The sequence below is a fragment of the Microbacterium sp. W4I4 genome (assembly GCF_030816235.1).
In the GTDB taxonomy this organism is placed as follows: Bacteria; Actinomycetota; Actinomycetes; order Actinomycetales; family Microbacteriaceae; genus Microbacterium.
In genome coordinates, this window is sequence record NZ_JAUSXT010000001.1 from 3,675,433 (window position 1) to 3,692,719 (window position 17,287).

Below are 17,287 nucleotides of genomic sequence, written 5' to 3' on the forward strand. Positions count from 1 at the left end.
TCCGAGTAGTACACGAAAGGAATGGGACCATGGCTGGATTCGCCGTCACCCTTTACGCACTCGGCATCGTCGTCGCGGTCGTCGTCGTCTGGCTGATCGTCCAGCGCCGTCGGCCTGTCGAGCTGCCCGAGCGGATCGCTCCGGTGATCGCCGCCGCGCGCCGTCGGGCGGTGATCGCGGTGGCCTTCGCCCTCGTCGTCTTCCTCGCGACCGCGACCGCCGGGCTCACCGTGCCGGGCCTGCTCGGCTGGCCGCTCGCCGTCGCACCGCTGGTCGCCGCGGCCGCCGGAATGCTGCTCTACACGGCGACCCCTCCTCGCGACGTGGTCCTGTCCGCCGATCAGCCGCGCACCGCGTCACTGTCCCGGCGGTCCTGGCGGACGTCGATCCCCCGGCGATGGCTGCTCGCCGGCGTGGAGATCGGTGTCGCCTTCGTCGCCGTGATCGTCTTCTGCGGCCTCACCGCGAGCACCGATGATCAGGGCCGCTCGCGCACGATCCGCTTCGAATCCGCCCTGGCGGCCTCCACCAGCAGCCCGTACCCCGGCTGGTTCTACGGCATCCCGGCCCTGATCGGGTTGGCCGCGCTGGTCGCCGCGACGATCATCGCGCTGCAGCGGATCGGCGCGGTCGCCGCCTTCCCCGATCCGGATGACGCGGATGCCGATGCGCAGTGGCGTCGGCAGTCGGCATCCGTGATCCTCAAGCTCGCCATCGGTGCCGCTCTGTTCTCGCTCGGCGGTATCGCCATGATCGCCGGGGGCGCGATGAGCAACGCGGTGCTCGACACGACCCCGGTCCTGTGGTCGGTGCTCGGTGCGGTGCTGCTGTGCGCCGGCATCCTCTTCCTCGTCCTCAGCATCGTCGGCGTCACCCTCGCCGCCCTCGCCGCCTTCACGATCGGAGAGCGGATCGGGCGCGTGCCGGAGACCGTGCGATGATCACCGTCGATCCCCGCAGCGCCGTGGCGCCGTTCGAGCAGATCCGCTCGCAGCTCGCGGACGGCATCCGTGCCGGCGAGCTCTCAGACGGTCACCGGCTGCCCTCCATCCGCCAGCTCGCCGGCGACCTGCGGGTCGCGGCGGGCACCGTCGCCAAGGCCTACGCGCTGCTCGAGGAGGACGGGCTCGTCGAGACCAGCCGCGCCAGCGGCACCCGGGTGCGAGCAGGCCACGCGTATCCGGATGCCGTGCGCGAGGCCGCACGAGCCTTTGCCGACTCAGCCGGAGATCTCACTCTCGAGCAGGCGCTCGGCGCCGTGCGCGCGGTGTGGGGCGGCTCGCGTGGCCCGCACGATTCCCAGTAGTCTTGCACCCCGGAGCGCGTCAGTCCGCGACGCCCGACCATCGCACCTGAGGGAGCCCCGCATGTCCGTTGGCCTGCTCGCCGTTGTCGATGACATCCTCAGCGCCGCCCTGAAGGCGTCCGCGAAGGCTGCCGGCGTCGTGATCGACGATGCCGCCGTCACACCGCAGTACGTGCAGGGTCTCACCCCGGCGCGGGAGCTGCCCGTGGTCGGGAAGATCGCACTGGGGTCGCTCGTCAACAAGTTCCTCATCATCATCCCCATCGCACTGGCGCTCACCGCGTTCGCGCCGTGGGTGCTGCCGTACCTGCTGATCATCGGCGGAACCTACCTGTGCTTCGAGGGCGCCGAGAAGGTGCTCGAATGGTTCGGCTTCGGTCACGGCCACGCCGATGAGGGCGACCGCGACGAGAACCGGCTGGTCTGGGGCGCGATCCGCACCGACCTGATCCTCTCCACCGAGATCATGCTCATCTCCCTCGCGAACCTCGATGCGGGCATGGGCATCTGGCAGACGCTCGGAGTGCTCGCGGTGATCGCCGCGCTCATGACCGGCGTCGTCTACGGCGCGGTGGCGCTGCTGGTGAAGATCGACGACATCGGACTGACGATGGCGAAGAACCCGGTGCGCCGGGTGCGCCACACCGGCACCAGGATCGTGCGCTCGATGCCCGGCGTCTTCCGCGTGATCAGCGTGATCGGCACCGTCGCGATGCTGTGGGTCGGCGGTCATCTCGTGATCGCCAACGTCGGCGAGGTCGGCTGGACGTGGGCGGCCGACCTGCTGCACGGCGTGCACGACCTGCTCGCGCCGGCCGGCGGGGTCATCGCCTGGGTGGGGGAGACCGCCATCTCGGCAGTGGCCGGGCTCATCCTCGGTCTGATCGTCGTCGGCATCGTGCTCGGAGCCGGACGGATGCTGGGCAAGCGCGTCACCCTCGAGGAGGGGCATCGGAAGCCCGCAGCCGCGCAGCATTGAGCTGCTGAGTCAGCACCGCCCGGACGGAGCCCCGCCCGGATGGTGCCCCCGGATCCGCCGCCCGGATCAGATCCAGCCGGGCAGCCAGTTGTGGATCAGCCAGAACTCGTACGGCACGCTCATGCCCGTCCACACCGGGTAGTAGAACGCCGACACGAGCACGACCACGGCCAGATACACGACGACCGTGCGCTGTCCGGACTGGCGCCGATGCCTCGGCGCTGGCGCGCGGCCGGCGAGTTCGCGCAGCGCGAGGGCCAGCCCGATCACGAGGAACGGCACCATCGTGATCGTGTAGAACTGGAAGATCGTGCGGTCGCCGACCAGCAGCCACGGCACATACGTCGCGATCAGCCCGACCAGCGAGAAGGTGAGCTCGGGCCCGACCGGGGTCCGCTGGATCAGTCCGCGCACGAGCCAGTAGAGCAGGTACAGCGCTGCGGCCACGCTCGCGTACCAGATCATCGGATTCGGAACCGAAGAGATCACGGCGATGCAGTGGTCCGTGCCGCATCCGGTCGGCTTTTCGCCCACCCAGATCGCGGTCGGGCGCAGCAGCAGCGGCCATTGCCACGCGGGGCTGGCGTAGGGGTGCGGCGTGGCCAGTCCGACGTGGAACGCGAGGATCGACTCGTGGTACTTCCACAGCGCGGCCAGCGGGTTGGCATCCGACTGCCGGTCGTACCCGCCGGCCGTGACCAGCCAGCCCGTCCAGGACACCAGGTAGGTCAGCAGAGCCGGCCCGACCAGGAGCAGGAAGGATGCCGGACCCTGGCGGAACACGGCATCCGTCGGCCACAGCGCGATCCCCGCCCGTCGCCGTGCAAGGGCGTCGGTGACGACGACGTGCAGTCCGAAGACCGCGAGCGCGTACAGGCCCGACCATTTCACGGCGGATGCCGCGCCCAGTGTCACCCCGGCGGCGATCAGCCACGGGCGATTCCACAGCACCGGTCCGATCATGCGGAGCGGTGCGTCCTCGTCGTCATCCCGGCCGATCGCATCCAGCAGCGGCATGGTGCGCTGCCGGTCCTTCAGCACGAACAGTGCGCCGAGAAGGATGAAGAAGGTGAGGATGCCGTCGAGCAGCGCGATGCGGCTCATCACGATGCCGAGCCCGTCGATGGCGAGCAGACCCGCGGCGATGGACGCCACGGTGCGCGAGCGGGTCAGCTGCAGCGCGACCAGGTACACCAGCAGCACGGTCAGCGAACCGAGCAGCGCGGTCGTCACCCGCCAGCCGAAGCTCGACCCCGGTCCCATCGCGGCCATGCCCAGCGCGATGATCCACTTGCCCAGCGGCGGGTGCACCACGAAGGAGCCCTCCGCCTGCAGTGCGGAGTCGTCGCCGGTCAGCAGCTGCGTGTCGGCGCCGTCACCCCACTTCGCCTCGTAGCCGAGGTTCCACAGCGACCAGGAGTCCTTCACGTAGTAGGTCTCGTCGAACATGATCTGATGCGGATGCGCGAGGTTGATCAGGCGCAGGGCGGCAGCGAGGAGCGTGATCAGCGCCGGGACCGACCAGCCCAGCATCCGGTTCAGCCGTGGGTCGCCGAGAACCCGATCACGGAGAGCCTCGTATGCCGTCGGCCGCCGATCGACAGGCGGCAGCAGCGAGGCGTTCTCAGTCACCCTGTCAGCCTAGGGCTCAGCCGTCCGAGCCCGTCCAGCCCTTGCGGCGGAACCACCACCACATCAGGCCGGCCGAGAGCAGCATCGAACCCAGTCCCAGGATCAGGAACGCCCACACGCCCTCCAGCAGATGCGAGACCTCCCAGCCGAAGTTCATGCCGAAGAACCCGGTGAGGAAGGACAGCGGCAGGAAGACCGACGCGATGATCGTCAGGTGCTTCGAGGTCTCTCCCTGCCGGTTGGCGACCGTGGAGAGGTACAGATCGGTGCAGCCGGAGACCATCTCGTGGTACGCGTCGAGCTCGTCGGTGATGCGGATGAGGTGGTCGTAGATGTCTCGGAAGTAGTCATGGCTGTCGCTCTCGAGACCGGCGAGATCGGCGATCACCTCGACCTCGCGGGCGAACACGTCGCGCATCGGCACGACCGCCCGCCGCAGCTTCAGCAGAAGCCGCTTCAGCAGGAAGATCGTCTCCAGCTCCGCACGACCCGCGCCGGACACGATGGCGTCCTCGAGCCGGTTGATCTCCTCATCGAGGTCTGAGAGCACCGGGAAGAAGCTGTCCACGACGACGTCGATGATCTTGTAGAGCTTGTAATGCTCGGACTTCAGCACGGTGGAGCGACCCAGCAGGGTCTTCACCTGCTCCAGGTCCGTGAAGCGCGGGCCGTGCACGGTGATGATGAAGTCGCCGCTGATGTGACAGTGCACCTCCTCGAGGGGATGGGTGTTCTTCTTCTCCGGCTGCACCTCGATGGCGGCCTGCAGCACGAGCAGCGCGGTGTCGTCGTAGGCGTCGAGTTTGGGGCGCTGGCCCTGCTTGACGCTGTCCTCGATCGCGAGCGGGTGCAGGCCGAGGAGCGAGCCCAGGTGCGTGAGCTGCTCTTCGCTCGGCGAGACGAGATCGAGCCAGAAGAACTCCTGAGCGGCCTTCAACCGTCGGATCTCGTCGTCGTCGATCGCGTTCAGGATCCGGATGGCTGGTGCGGTCACGGCATCAGCATAGGCTGGGGCGGTGATCATCCTGGCGGCCACTCCGATCGGCAATCTCGGCGACGCGTCACGACGGCTGATCGAGGTGCTCGAGAACGCCGAGATCGTCGCCGCCGAGGACACCCGCACCACCCAGCGGCTGCTGCAGGCGTTGAAGATCGCCAACCGGCCGCGGCTGATCGCACTGCACGATCACAACGAGAAGCACAAGGCCGCCGAGCTCGCCGAGCTCGCCGTGGAGCAGGACATCGTCGTGGTCAGCGATGCCGGGATGCCGGCCGTCAGCGACCCCGGCTACGGGCTGGTCGCCGCCGCCGTCGAGCGCGGAGTGACCGTCACGGCGATCCCCGGTCCGAGTGCCGTGCTCATGGCGCTCGCCATCTCGGGGATGCCCACCGACCGGTTCACCTTCGAGGGCTTCCTGCCGCGCAAGCCCGGGGACCGGCGACAGACGCTGCGGATGCTGGCCACCGAGCCGCGCACCATGGTGTTCTTCGAGTCGCCGGCACGCCTGGCATCGTCGTTGGCCGACATGGGCGCCGCCTTCGGCGACGAACGGCGCATCGCGGTGTGCCGCGAGCTCACCAAGCTCTTCGAAGAGGTGCGCCGCGGCACGGCATCCGAGCTCGTGGCATGGGCCGAGCAGGGCGTGAAGGGCGAGATCGTCGTGGTGGTCTCGGGCGCGGAGCCGGTCGCGGTCTCCGCCGACGACGCCCTCGCGCAGGTGCAGCGCCTCGTGACATCCGGCACGCGCCTCAAGGACGCCTGCGCCGAGGTCGCCGCCGCCACCGGCCTGTCCTCCCGTGACCTGTACCAGGCCGCCCTCGCCGCCCGCTGACATGGCGCGCCTCCTCCCCCCTCCCGTCGAGAGCACGACATCTCGCCGAGTGCACGGGAACTTCGCGCGAACAAGCGGTGCACTCGACGACTTCATGTGTGCTCGACGAGGGGGCGTGGGGGATGAGTGACGGGGTCGGGCGCGCTTACGACGCGCGGGCTGCGGAGTACATCGAACTCGCCGGCGACGTGGCGCGGCTGGCGGATGCCGATCGCCAGGAGATCGGGCGGTGGGCGGATGCCACGACCGGCCGGATCCTGGATGCCGGGTGCGGACCCGGCCTGTGGACCGGATTCCTGCACGCCGCCGGCCGCGATGTGCTCGGCATCGACCTGTCCGAGCAGTTCGTCGCGCACGCGCGGGCACAGCATCCGGAACTGGAATTCGTGCACGGTTCCTTCGAGGAACTCCCGGCACCGGATGCGTCGCTCGGCGGCATCCTCGCCTGGTATTCGCTGATCCACACGCCGCCCGAGCAGCTGCCCGCGGTGCTCGCCGAGTTCGCCCGCGTTCTCGCCCCCGGCGCCGGCATCCTGATCGGCTTCTTCGAGGGCGCCCCGCGTGAGCCGTTCGCGCACGCCATCACGACCGCCTACTTCTGGACCCCGGATGCGATGGCCGACCTTCTGGTCGAGGCAGGCTTCACGGTGACGGCATCCGAGTCCCGCCCCCGCATCCCCGGCGAGGTCAGCTCCCGCCTGCACGCCTCCGTGACCGCAGTACGAGTCTGACGACCGGTCAGCCGCGTCGTTCGAGCGCGATGCGGACGATCCGGTAGATCGCGACGACTGTGAGCAGTCCGCAGAGGCCAACCGCGGCCACATCGTCACATTCCGTCCGCGCGAACTGCGCTTCTCCGCGGGAACCATCCCACCTAGGCTCGTCCGTCCGAGGACATGCGCCCACCTCACTACGACGAGGGCGTGCGGATGTTCCCGGAGCGAGCATCGGGAGGGGCCCGCGCAGCGGGAGGGAACCCGCTCTGCGAGCGAAGGGAGCATCCGCACGCCCGGCCCCGCCGACGAAGAGTCACGAGTCAGACCCGTCCCCGCTTCCCGCCTAGAATCGAGAGCATGCCCGCAGGCGAATCCTTCTACATCACCACGCCGATCTACTATCCCAGCGACGTGCCGCACATCGGCCACGGCTACACGACCGTCGCAGTGGACACTCTCGCGCGGTGGCACCGCCAGTCCGGTGATGACACCTGGATGCTGACGGGCACCGACGAGCACGGTCAGAAGATGCTCCGCGCCGCCGCTGCCAACAACGTCACCCCGCAGGAGTGGGTCGACAAGCTGGTGAGCGAGGCCTGGTTCCCGCTGTTGAAGACCCTCGACGTCGCCAACGACGACTTCATCCGCACCACGCAGGAGCGGCATGAGGAGCGCGTGAAGAGGTTCGTGCAGGCGATCTACGACCGCGGCTACATCTACGCCGGCGAGTACGAGGCGCTGTACTGCGTCGGCTGCGAGGAGTTCAAGCCCGAGTCGGAGATCCTCGACGGCACCGGACCCTTCGAGGGCCTGAAGGTGTGCGCGATCCACTCCAAGCCACTGGAGCTGCTGCAGGAGAAGAACTACTTCTTCAAGCTCAGCGAGTTCCAGGACCGCCTGCTCGAGCTCTACAAGACGCAGCCCGACTTCGTGCGCCCTGATTCCGCGCGCAACGAGGTCGTCTCCTTCGTCAGCCAGGGGCTGAAGGACCTGTCGATCTCCCGTTCGGCTTTCGACTGGGGCATCCCGCTGCCGTGGGACGAGTCGCACGTCATCTACGTGTGGGTCGACGCGCTGCTGAACTACGCCACCGCGGTCGGCTACGGCGAGGACCCTTCGACAGGCTCAGGGACCCAGAGCGAGTTTGAACGTCGCTGGCCCGCGTACCACGTGGTCGGCAAGGACATCCTGCGCTTCCACGCGGTGATCTGGCCGGCGATGCTGATGGCCGCGGGCCTCGAGGTGCCCAAGGGCGTCTTCGCGCACGGCTGGCTGCTGGTCGGCGGCGAGAAGATGTCCAAGTCCAAGCTCACGGGTATCGCCCCGACCGAGATCACCGACGTGTTCGGATCGGATGCCTATCGGTTCTACTTCCTGTCGGCGATCGCGTTCGGCCAGGACGGCTCGTTCTCGTGGGAGGACCTCTCCGCCCGCTACCAGGCCGAGCTCGCGAACGGCTTCGGCAACCTCGCCTCGCGCACCGTCGCGATGGTCGAGAAGTACTTCGACGGCGTCGTGCCGACCCCTGGCGAGTACACCGAGCAGGACCGCGCGATCCAGAAGACGGTGGCGGATGCCGTGACCCGTGCGGATGCCGCGATGGACGTCTTCCGCATCGACGAGGCCATTCACGCGATCTGGACGATCGTCGACGAGCTCAACGGCTACATCACCGACAACGAGCCGTGGGCGCTGGCCAAGCAGGCCGATGGCGGGGATGAGGACAAGCGCGCGCGCCTGGGCACGGTGCTGTACACCTGCGCCGAGGGCCTGCGGGCGCTCTCCGTGCTGCTCTCGCCGGTCATGCCGCAGTCCACGGGCACGCTCTGGAACGCGCTCGGCGCCGAGGATTCGCTGGGTGCGCTCGCCGCGCAGCCGATCCGCGAGGCCGGCACCTGGGGCATCCTCCAGCCGGGCGCGACGGTCTCCCCGCTCGCGCCGTTGTTCCCGCGCGTGGAGCAGACCGCCTGAGTCGTACCGTCATGACCGAGACCTACATGCGCGAGCGCCCCGCCGAGGGACGCAAGGACCTGCGCTACCCTGCGGCTCCCGAGCCGCTCACGGTCCCGGTCTACGACAACCACTGCCACCTCGAGATCACCGACGGCGTCGAACCGCTGAGCCTGCGCGAGCAGCTCGACCGGGCCGAGGCCGTCGGGATCGCCGGGGTGGTGCAGGCGTCGGGAGACATCGAGGCGTCCCGCTGGGCGGTGGAGGCTGCGGCATCCGATCACCGCGTGCTCGCGGCCGTCGCCATCCACCCCAACGACGCGCCGATCTACGCGGCCGACGGGCGCCTGGACGAGGCCATCGCGGTGATCGACGAGCTCGCCGCGCACTCGCGCACTCGGGCGATCGGCGAGACCGGCCTGGACTACTTCCGCACCGATGAGCCGGGCCGCCCGGCACAGCACGAGTCCTTCGAGGCGCACATCGCGCTGGCGAAGAAGCACGGCATCGCCATGCAGATCCACGACCGAGATGCCCACGACGACGTGCTGGAGACCCTCGCCAGGGTCGGCGCCCCGGAGCGGACCGTGTTCCACTGCTTCTCGGGCGATGAGGCCATGGCGCGGATCGCGGCGGATGCCGGGTACTGGCTGTCCTTCGCAGGCAACGTCACGTTCAAGAACGCCCAGAACCTGCGCGATGCGCTCGCGGTGACGCCGCTGGATCGCATCCTTGTCGAAACGGATGCGCCCTTCCTGACGCCCGTGCCGCTGCGCGGACGCCCGAACGCGCCTTACCTGGTGCCGCTCACGGTGCGCTTCATGGCCGCCGAGCTGGATCTCGAGGTGGACGAACTGTGCCGGCAGCTCGCTGCGAACACGGTCGCCGTGTACGGCTCGTTCGACTGAGCAGCGGTCAACCGGCGCACTGGCCGGATGCCACGGAGTCATCCATCCGCTCGGCGCGGTCGACAACCGGCGTGAGCTCGGTGCTGGTCATCGCATAGCCGCGGTCGGCCTGGTCGGTTCCGCGGGCGAAGACCACGCCGACGACCGTGCCGTCCTCCGCCAGCAGCGGGCCGCCGGAGTTGCCCGGCACCACCTGCGCGTCGAGCGAGTAGACGTCGCGCGGCGCGCTGGATCGGTCGTAGATGTCCGGCACCTGCACGGTGCCCACCGACAGCACACCGGCGGTGACGCTGCGGAATGGGCCGCCGTACGGATATCCCTCGATCGCCGCAGCCGCGCCCGCAGGCAGCACCGGGGCCACCTTCAGCGGAGTGCCGTGCAGATCGTCGACGGCGATCACGGCGAGGTCGTCGATCGGATCGAAGTACACGATCCGTCCCTCCCGCGCGGACCTGTTCGGGAGTTCGACGATCGGGGTGTCGACCCCGGCGACGACGTGCGCATTGGTCACCACCCGGTCCGGCGCGATGACGAAACCTGTTCCGGAAGACCCCACACCGCATGCATAGGCGATCCCCGAGATGCGCGCGACGGACGCGGCGGCGGCCTGCAGATCGGGGTCGTCCAGGGGCACCGGCGGCTCGAGCGTCGTCGTGCCGGAGTCCAGCAGCAGCCTCAGCTCGGGAACACCGCCGCTCAGGACAGCCGTCCGCACCTGTGCCATCAGTCCGCTCACGGGCGCGGGAGTGAGCCGATCCAGCTCCTGCAGCACACGGGACGACGCGATCGAGGTCGACACCGCGGGCGGGGTCACGGATGCGACGGTGGGGGCGACGAGCATCAGCGTGAGCGCGGCCGCCACGACGTTGACGACGCCGCCGAGCAGGCGCTCCACACCGCGCAGGCGCGTGCGATCGACACCACGGCGCATCAGCGCGCCGATGCCCTCGCCGATCGTCAGGCCGAGCGCGAGCAGCGCCACACCGACGACGATCACGGCGACCGTTCGCCAGCCCTGCCAGGGCACCCAGCCGCTCACCAGAGGCATGAGCCAGAACGCCGCGATGCCGCCGGCGATCAGCCCGAGGATCGAACCCAGCCCGGTGAGCAGCCCGCGCTGCAACCCTGCGATGAGGGCCACGATGAGGATCACGATCACGATGATGTCGACGATCATTCCGTTCTGCCCCTTCCGTCGCCGCAGGCCGCGAGCCTATCGAGCCGGTCTGTGCGCTCGCCGACCATCCGGCCGCGCTCACGCGGCGGGAGCCTCGCTTATCCTGATCGGATGCGCTTCCTCGACGAGATCACCCTCGAAGACGACCACGTGCGGCTCGAACCGCTCGGGCATGAGCACGGGGAGGACCTGCGCCGCGCAGCGTCGACGCTGACGCACGCCTGGTACACCTCGGTCCCCACCGCCGACGGCCTGTCCGCGGAGATCGACCGCCGTCTCGCCGCGCGCGACGCGGGAAGCATGAATCCGTTCGCCGTCCGACGCCTCAGTACGGACGAGACCGTCGGCATGACCACGTTCTGCGGGATCGATCAGCCGAACCGCCGCGTGGAGATCGGTTACACCTGGATCGGCGCGGACGCGCACGGCACCGAGGTCAACCCGGCGATGAAGCGGCTCATGCTGGCGCACGCCTTCGAGCGCTGCGACGCGATCGCCGTCACACTGATGACCCATTTCCACAACCGTCAGTCGCGGGCAGCGATCGAGCGCCTCGGAGCGAAGCTGGACGGCATCCTCCGCAACCACCGCATCCTGCCGGACGGGTCACTGCGGGACACCGCGGCGTACTCGATCTTGCCGCACGAATGGCCGGCGGTGCGCAACGGACTGGACGGCCGCCTCGCGCGCTACTGATCGCCCTCGACGGCAGCCGCCTCGAGCACCGGCTTCGCCGCGGCGATGTGCGAGATCTGGCGCCACATCAGCAGCAGGGTGAGCGCCGCGCCCCCGAATGCGAACCACCACGGGGCAGTGAGGCCCCACGCCTGTGCGATGACACCGCCGAGCGCCTGCCCGATGACCATGCCACCGAAGACGCCGACCATGTTCACCGAGCCGACCCGGCCCTGCAGATCGTGCGGCACCAGGCGCTGGCGCACGGTCGTGGAGATCGTGCCCCAGACGAACGCGTAAGCGCCGAAGCCGAACATGATCACCAGCGCCACGGTGCCGTTCGTGGTCAGCGCGAACGACAGGTGCATGAGCACCTCCAGCGACAGGCACACCTTCATCAGCGTGGCGAAGGACACGTGCCGCTCCAGCCATCCGAAGCTCATCGTGGCGGCCAGCCCGCCGATCGCAGACGCCGTGGTCAGTGCACCGAAGCCGACCGGGCCCATCCCGAGGTGCTCGGTCGCGTACAGCACGAGGATTCCCCAGGGCGCCGCCCAGGTGACGTTGAAGGCCAGGATGATGATGATCAGCGTGCGCACCGGCTTGTTGCGCCATGCCCAGCGCACGCCCTCGGCGATGTCGCGGCGCACGGGCTGATGCGTCTCCGACGCGGCTTCCCCGGCCGACGAGGCGCGCGGGGGGACCGGCTGCCGCGCGATCCGAGAGATCAGCACGAGCGCGACGGAGACGGCCAGCACCTGAGCGAGAAACGGCCAGAAGGTCCCCACGGCGAACAGGAACGCGCCCAGCGGGGGTCCCGCCAGCTGATTCGCGACCAGGAATCCGGCTTGCAGTCGGGCGTTGCCGATGCCGAGATCGGCGGGCCCCACCATCATCGGCAGCAGCGTGCTGCTGGTGGTGTCGGCGAAGACCTCGGCCGTGCCGTACAGGAACGACACCGCCAGCACGATGACGATGTTCGCTGTGCCGGTCACGAGGAACGCGACCAGCGCCAGCACGACGATCGCTCGGATGCCGTGCGCGAGCATCACCAGCATCCGCCGCTCCACGCGGTCGGCGATCGCGCCGGCGTGCAGCCCGAACAGCAGCCAGGGCAGGAACTGCAGCATGGCGCCCGAGGCGACCAGGATGGGCGACGAGGTCATCGACGCGATCAACAGCGGGGAGGCCGCCAGGGCGATGCCGTCGCCGATGTTGCTGGTCCACGCCGCCGACATCAGCCAGCGGAAATCGCGGCCGAGGCGCTTCGGTGCGATGAGCTCTCCCAATCCGGTCACCCGGTCGATCCTAGGGGTGGGCGGGGACATGCGGCAGAGGGACATGCGCGAGAATGGTCTCATGACCGTCTCACTGCTCGGCGCCACCGAGATCCGCCGACTCGCCGCCGAGCTCGACGTCACCCCCACCAAGAAACTGGGACAGAACTTCGTCGTCGACGCCAACACCGTGCGCAAGATCGTGCAGGCCGCCGACGTGCAGGCGGGGGAGCGGGTCGTCGAGATCGGCCCGGGGCTCGGCTCGCTGACCCTCGGCGTGCTCGAGACCGGTGCCTCCGTCACCGCCGTCGAGATCGATCATCGCCTGGCGGAGCGCCTGCCGCAGACGGCCGCCGAGCGCGGTGTGCCCGAGGGAGCTCTGACGGTGGTGGATGCGGATGCCATGCGCGTGACCGCGCTGCCGAACGACCCGACCGTGCTGGTCGCGAACCTGCCGTACAACATCTCCGTGCCCGTGCTGCTGCACTTCCTGGAGACCTTCCCGAGCCTGCAGCGCGGCGTCGTGATGGTGCAGGCCGAGGTGGCCGAGCGGCTGGCCGCGAAGCCGGGATCCAAGATCTACGGCACCCCCAGCGTGAAGGCCGCGTGGTACGGGCGGTGGCAGCTGCGCGGCACCGTCTCGCGACAGGTGTTCTGGCCGGTTCCGAACGTGGACAGCCTGCTGGTCGGATTCCACCGGGATGCGGAACCGCGGGGCGGCGAGGACGAGCGCCGGCGCACCTTCGCGATCGTCGATGCCGCCTTCAACCAGCGGCGCAAGATGCTGCGTCAGGCACTGTCGGGCCTCTTCGGCAGCTCCGCGGCGGCATCCGAGGTGCTGGAATCCGCCGGGGTCGCACCGACCGCCCGCGGCGAGGATCTCAGCGTCGACGACTACCACCGCATCGCTCTCGCAGCACCCGCTCCGGCCTGACGAGTTGGGCTAGCCTGGCATCGTGACCGATACCCCCCTCCGCCGACCCGGTGTGCCAGAGCTCCATCGTCCCTACGCCGCCGCATCCGACCGCTACGAGCGCTTCGAGTACCGCCAGGTCGGCTCGTCCGGCCTCTACCTGCCGCCGATCTCCCTCGGCCTGTGGTGGAACTTCGGCGACAACATCCCGATGGACAACCAGCGCGCCCTGCTGCGTCACGCGTTCGACAACGGCATCACGCACTTCGACCTGGCCAACAACTACGGCCCGCCGTACGGCTCCGCCGAGAAGAACTTCGGGCGGATCTTCGCGGAGGACTTCGCCCCGTACCGCGATGAGCTGATCATCTCCTCGAAGGCCGGCTACGACATGTGGCCGGGCCCGTACGGAGACCTCGGCAGCCGCAAGTACATCCTGGCCAGCGCCGAGCAGTCGCTGACGCGCATGGGCCTGGACTACGTCGACATCTTCTACTCGCACCGCGTCGACCCCGTCACACCCATCGAGGAGACCATCGGGGCGCTGGACACCCTGGTGCGCCAGGGCAAGGCGCTCTACGTGGGCATCTCCTCGTACAGTGCCGAGCGCACCGCGACGGCCGTGGCCGTCGCGCGCGACCTGGGGACGCCGTTGGTCATCCACCAGCCCTCCTACTCGATCCTGAACCGCTGGGTCGAGGACGGCCTCACCGACACCCTGCGCAGCGAGGGCATCGGCGCGATCGCCTTCACACCGCTCGCCCAGGGCCTGCTGACCGACAAGTACCTCGCCGACGGCACAGCCGACCGTGCGCAGAAGCGTCGGTCGCTGTCGGATCGCCCGCTCTCGGAGGAGGGGCTCGCGGTGCTGCGCGGTCTCAACGAGATCGCGGCCGAAAGAGGCCAGAGCCTCGCGCAGATGGCCCTGCAGTGGACGCTGCGGGACCCCGTGGTGGTCTCCGCTCTGATCGGCGCCTCGCGCCCCGCTCAACTCGACGAGAACATCGCGGCGGTGAACGGCCCGGAGTTCTCCGACGAGGAGCTCACCGCGATCGACTCGCTCTCCCATGGCGTCGACGTGAACCTCTGGTCGGTCTCGTCCGACCTGTGAGCGAGTCGACGTGAGCATGGCACGACGCGCGGACGCCGTTCACGTGCGCGCGCCGGGCAAGATCAACGTCTACCTGGGCGTGGGCCCTCGCCGTGATGACGGCTACCACGCGCTGGCGACGGTCTTCCAGGCGGTGTCCCTGTACGAGGATGTCCACGCGTCGCCTTCGGACGGGTTCTCGCTGGAGGTCTCCGGCAGCGTGGACGTCTCCGGGGTGCCGCTCGATGATCGGAACCTGGCGCTGCGCGCGGCCAAGCTGCTCGCGCAGCACGCCGGCGTGACCGAGGGCGTGCATCTCGACATCCGCAAGGGAGTGCCGGTCGCGGGCGGCATGGGCGGAGGCTCCGCGGACGCCGCGGCCGCGCTCGTCGCATGCGATGCGCTCTGGGGCACGGACCTCGGCCCGCGCGGACTGCACGACCTCGCCGCGCGCCTCGGCGCTGACGTCCCGTTCGCCCTGCACGGCGGCACCGCCGTCGGCACCGGGCGCGGCGACGAGCTGACGCCCGCCCTGGCGCGCGGGCGCTTCGACTGGGTGCTCGTGCTCAGCGAGCAGGGGCTGTCGACACCGGAGGTCTACGGGCGTCTCGACGAGCTGCGCGACGACGCGCTCGCGGATGATGCCACGAGCCTGCTGGAGGTGCCGGTGGCTCTGCTGCAGGCGCTGCGCGCCGGCGACGCCCAGGAACTCGCTCCGGTGATGCTGAACGATCTGGAGGCGGCCGCGGTTCTCGATCGTCCCGATCTGGAGCATGCGCTCGCGGACGGCGTGCGGATGGGGGCGCTCACCGGCATCGTGTCGGGCTCCGGTCCGACGATCGCCTTCCTCTGCGCCGGGCCCGAGGCCGCGCGCACCGTGCAGGCTGAGCTGCAGGCCACGGGACACGAGGCGCTGCACGTGCACGGCCCGGTGCCGGGCGCGCAGCTCCTCGTCTAGCATTCGGGAGCCTGCGGGCGGACGTGCTTCGCCGCCGTGCGATCGTCCAGGGGCCTGGGACTAGCCTGGAGATGACATGGCACATCTTCTCGGGGCCGAAGGGCTCCACCTCGAATTTCCCACCCGCATCGTCTTCGACTCGGTCACCCTCGGCATCGAGGAGGGGGACCGGATCGGCATCGTCGGCCGCAACGGCGACGGCAAGTCGAGCCTGCTCGGGATGCTGGCCGGGCGACGCGCGCCGGACGGCGGGCGGGTCACGGTGCGCGGCGGCACGACGATCGGCGTGCTGGACCAGGCCGACACCCTCGACGACTCCCTGACCGTCGGCGCGGCCGTGGTCGGGGACACCCCCGAGCACGAATGGGCGGGGGATGCCAAGGTGCGCGACGTGATCTCGGGCCTGGTCGCGGATCTCGACTGGAACGCCTCCGTGACCGACCTCAGCGGCGGGCAGCGGCGCCGCGTCGCGCTCGCCGCGCTCCTCACCGGCGACTGGGACGTCATCGCCCTCGACGAGCCGACCAACCATCTCGACGTCGAGGCGATCACCTGGCTGGCCGGGCACCTGAAGACGCGCTGGGCGCGCAACTCCGGTGCGCTGCTCGTCGTCACGCACGACCGCTGGTTCCTCGACGAGATCTGCACCGCCACCTGGGAGGTGCACGACAGGATCGTCGAGCCCTTCGAAGGCGGCTACGCGGCATACATCCTGCAGCGCGTCGAGCGTGACCGGATGTCCGCTGCGACCGAGGCGAAGCGGCAGAACCTGGCCCGCAAGGAGCTCGCCTGGCTGCGCCGCGGAGCCCCTGCGCGCACGGCGAAGCCGAAGTTCCGAATCGACGCCGCGAACGCCCTCATCGCCGACGTCCCCGAGATCCGCGACAGCATCTCGCTGCAGTCGCTGGCCACCTCCCGGCTCGGCAAGGACGTGGTGGACCTGCTCGACGCGGGCGTCGCCTACGACGGCGTCGAGGTGCTGAAGGACGTCGAGTGGCGCATCGCGCCGGGGGAGCGCACCGGCATCCTCGGGGTCAACGGCGCAGGCAAGTCCACTCTGCTGGGGCTGGTCGCCGGCACGGTGCAGCCCACCAGCGGTCGCGTCAAGCGCGGCACGACCGTGCAGGTGCGCACGCTCACCCAGCAGATCGACGAGCTCGAGAAGCACTGGAACGATCCGGTGCGCGTCGTCATCGAGGGCCTGCGCACCTCGTACACCTTCGGTGCCGGCTCCAAGGCGCAGGACCTCACTCCCGGGCAGCTCCTGGAGCGTCTCGGATTCGACTCCGCGCAGCTGTCCACCCGCGTGAAGGAGCTCTCCGGAGGCCAGCAGCGCAGGCTGCAGCTTCTGCTCGTGCTGCTGGATCAGCCCAACGTGCTGATCCTCGACGAACCCACCAACGACATGGACACCGACATGCTCGCCGCGATCGAGGACCTGCTGGACTCCTGGCCGGGCACCCTGCTGATCGTCAGCCACGACCGGTACTTCATCGAGCGCGTCACAGACCAGCAGTACGCCGTCATGGACGGCCGCCTGCGCCACCTGCCCGGAGGCGTGGACGAGTACCTGCGCCTGCGCGCGGCCGCGCCGTCGGGCCCGGCGATCCGCCGATCGGCGACACAGACGGCATCCGCACTCTCCGGCGCTGACCTGCGCGCCGCACAGAAGGAGATCTCCGCCCTGGAGCGGAAGATCCAGAAGCTCACCCAGCAGATCAACAGGGCCAAGCACGCGCTGGCCGAGCACGACCAGGCGGACTATGCCGGACTGGGCGAGAAGATGAAGAGCATCCAGACGCAGCAGGACGAGGTCGCTGAGCTCGAGCTGCAGTGGCTCGAGCTCAGCGAGAAGGTCTGACGCGGTCGCTCTC

General features: G+C 69.5%; 16 protein-coding genes. 12 read left to right on the top strand and 4 right to left on the bottom strand.

Annotated elements, in window-relative coordinates:
- Positions 1-29 precede the first annotated feature (29 nt).
- The 3 genes from QF046_RS17460 to QF046_RS17470 all read left to right on the top strand — a co-directional run bounded on the left by QF046_RS17460 (position 30) and on the right by QF046_RS17470 (position 2,285).
- Positions 30-941 (top strand): hypothetical protein, encoded by a 912-nt coding sequence (locus QF046_RS17460; protein WP_307372272.1) that lies wholly within the window; start codon positions 30-32, stop codon positions 939-941.
- Positions 938-1,306, top strand: coding sequence for a GntR family transcriptional regulator (locus QF046_RS17465; RefSeq protein ID WP_307372274.1), 369 nt, complete (start codon positions 938-940; stop codon positions 1,304-1,306). Before QF046_RS17460 ends, QF046_RS17465 begins: the two co-directional genes overlap by 4 nt.
- A gap of 61 nt (positions 1,307-1,367) precedes the next feature.
- Positions 1,368-2,285 (top strand): DUF808 domain-containing protein, encoded by a 918-nt coding sequence (locus QF046_RS17470; RefSeq protein WP_307372277.1) that lies wholly within the window; start codon positions 1,368-1,370, stop codon positions 2,283-2,285.
- Between the two features lie 66 nt (positions 2,286-2,351).
- Here the strand turns inward: QF046_RS17470 and QF046_RS17475 are convergent, their stop codons facing one another.
- Positions 2,352-3,917: a dolichyl-phosphate-mannose--protein mannosyltransferase gene (locus QF046_RS17475; RefSeq protein ID WP_307372279.1), complete on the bottom strand. Its 1,566-nt coding sequence runs from the start codon at positions 3,915-3,917 to the stop codon at positions 2,352-2,354.
- 16 nt (positions 3,918-3,933) lie between these two features.
- Positions 3,934-4,911 carry a magnesium/cobalt transporter CorA gene (corA, locus tag QF046_RS17480; protein WP_307372281.1) on the bottom strand — a complete coding sequence of 326 codons (978 nt, stop codon included), beginning with the start codon at positions 4,909-4,911 and terminating at the stop codon, positions 3,934-3,936.
- Positions 4,912-4,933: 22 nt separating this feature from the next.
- On the opposite strand from corA, the gene rsmI reads away from it, so the two are divergent.
- From rsmI to QF046_RS17500, 4 genes are all read left to right on the top strand, one after another.
- On the top strand, positions 4,934-5,749 hold the full coding sequence (rsmI, locus tag QF046_RS17485; protein WP_307372283.1) for a 16S rRNA (cytidine(1402)-2'-O)-methyltransferase: 816 nt from the start codon (positions 4,934-4,936) through the stop codon (positions 5,747-5,749).
- A 122-nt stretch (positions 5,750-5,871) separates the two neighbouring features.
- Complete coding sequence (locus tag QF046_RS17490) at positions 5,872-6,480, top strand: class I SAM-dependent methyltransferase (RefSeq protein WP_307372286.1); 609 nt, start codon at positions 5,872-5,874, stop codon at positions 6,478-6,480.
- Positions 6,481-6,822: 342 nt separating this feature from the next.
- Entirely contained in the window at positions 6,823-8,436 is a 1,614-nt protein-coding gene (gene metG, locus QF046_RS17495; protein WP_307372287.1) for a methionine--tRNA ligase, read from the top strand.
- Between the two features lie 11 nt (positions 8,437-8,447).
- Complete coding sequence (locus QF046_RS17500) at positions 8,448-9,323, top strand: TatD family hydrolase (protein WP_307372290.1); 876 nt, start codon at positions 8,448-8,450, stop codon at positions 9,321-9,323.
- Positions 9,324-9,330: 7 nt separating this feature from the next.
- Here QF046_RS17500 and QF046_RS17505 read toward each other — a convergent pair whose 3' ends face one another.
- A complete protein-coding gene (locus tag QF046_RS17505) occupies positions 9,331-10,500 on the bottom strand; it encodes a MarP family serine protease (RefSeq protein ID WP_307372294.1) in 1,170 nt (389 codons plus the stop codon).
- 111 nt (positions 10,501-10,611) lie between these two features.
- Here QF046_RS17505 and QF046_RS17510 point away from each other — a divergent pair, with 111 nt between their 5' ends.
- The gene (locus tag QF046_RS17510; RefSeq protein ID WP_307372297.1) at positions 10,612-11,196 is read left to right on the top strand and encodes a GNAT family N-acetyltransferase; all 585 of its coding nucleotides are present in this window, start codon (positions 10,612-10,614) and stop codon (positions 11,194-11,196) included.
- Here QF046_RS17510 and QF046_RS17515 read toward each other — a convergent pair.
- A complete protein-coding gene (locus tag QF046_RS17515) occupies positions 11,190-12,473 on the bottom strand; it encodes an MFS transporter (protein WP_307372298.1) in 1,284 nt (427 codons plus the stop codon). The two genes, QF046_RS17510 and QF046_RS17515, sit on opposite strands and share 7 nt — an antisense overlap.
- 61 nt (positions 12,474-12,534) lie before the next feature.
- Here QF046_RS17515 and rsmA point away from each other — a divergent pair, with 61 nt between their 5' ends.
- From rsmA to QF046_RS17535, 4 genes are all read left to right on the top strand, one after another.
- Positions 12,535-13,386, top strand: a complete 852-nt coding sequence (gene rsmA / locus QF046_RS17520; RefSeq protein ID WP_307372301.1) for a 16S rRNA (adenine(1518)-N(6)/adenine(1519)-N(6))-dimethyltransferase RsmA — start codon at positions 12,535-12,537, stop codon at positions 13,384-13,386.
- A 22-nt stretch (positions 13,387-13,408) separates the two neighbouring features.
- Positions 13,409-14,476: an L-glyceraldehyde 3-phosphate reductase gene (gene mgrA / locus QF046_RS17525; RefSeq protein WP_307372304.1), complete on the top strand. Its 1,068-nt coding sequence runs from the start codon at positions 13,409-13,411 to the stop codon at positions 14,474-14,476.
- A 10-nt stretch (positions 14,477-14,486) separates the two neighbouring features.
- Positions 14,487-15,413 (top strand): 4-(cytidine 5'-diphospho)-2-C-methyl-D-erythritol kinase, encoded by a 927-nt coding sequence (locus QF046_RS17530; RefSeq protein ID WP_307372307.1) that lies wholly within the window; start codon positions 14,487-14,489, stop codon positions 15,411-15,413.
- A 76-nt stretch (positions 15,414-15,489) separates the two neighbouring features.
- Complete coding sequence (locus tag QF046_RS17535) at positions 15,490-17,274, top strand: ABC-F family ATP-binding cassette domain-containing protein (RefSeq protein WP_307372310.1); 1,785 nt, start codon at positions 15,490-15,492, stop codon at positions 17,272-17,274.
- Positions 17,275-17,287 lie beyond the last annotated feature (13 nt).

What these genes read in the sequence shown, in the direction of transcription:
- QF046_RS17460 (WP_307372272.1), top strand. Translation starts at nt 30, where the DNA reads ATGGCTGGATTCGCCGTCACCCTTTACGCACTCGGCATCGTCGTCGCG.
- QF046_RS17465 (WP_307372274.1), top strand. Translation starts at nt 938, where the DNA reads ATGATCACCGTCGATCCCCGCAGCGCCGTGGCGCCGTTCGAGCAGATC.
- QF046_RS17470 (WP_307372277.1), top strand. Translation starts at nt 1,368, where the DNA reads ATGTCCGTTGGCCTGCTCGCCGTTGTCGATGACATCCTCAGCGCCGCC.
- QF046_RS17490 (WP_307372286.1), top strand. Translation starts at nt 5,872, where the DNA reads ATGAGTGACGGGGTCGGGCGCGCTTACGACGCGCGGGCTGCGGAGTAC.
- metG (WP_307372287.1), top strand. Translation starts at nt 6,823, where the DNA reads ATGCCCGCAGGCGAATCCTTCTACATCACCACGCCGATCTACTATCCC.
- QF046_RS17500 (WP_307372290.1), top strand. Translation starts at nt 8,448, where the DNA reads ATGACCGAGACCTACATGCGCGAGCGCCCCGCCGAGGGACGCAAGGAC.
- QF046_RS17505 (WP_307372294.1), bottom strand. Translation starts at nt 10,500, where the DNA reads ATGATCGTCGACATCATCGTGATCGTGATCCTCATCGTGGCCCTCATC.
- QF046_RS17510 (WP_307372297.1), top strand. Translation starts at nt 10,612, where the DNA reads ATGCGCTTCCTCGACGAGATCACCCTCGAAGACGACCACGTGCGGCTC.
- rsmA (WP_307372301.1), top strand. Translation starts at nt 12,535, where the DNA reads ATGACCGTCTCACTGCTCGGCGCCACCGAGATCCGCCGACTCGCCGCC.
- QF046_RS17535 (WP_307372310.1), top strand. Translation starts at nt 15,490, where the DNA reads ATGGCACATCTTCTCGGGGCCGAAGGGCTCCACCTCGAATTTCCCACC.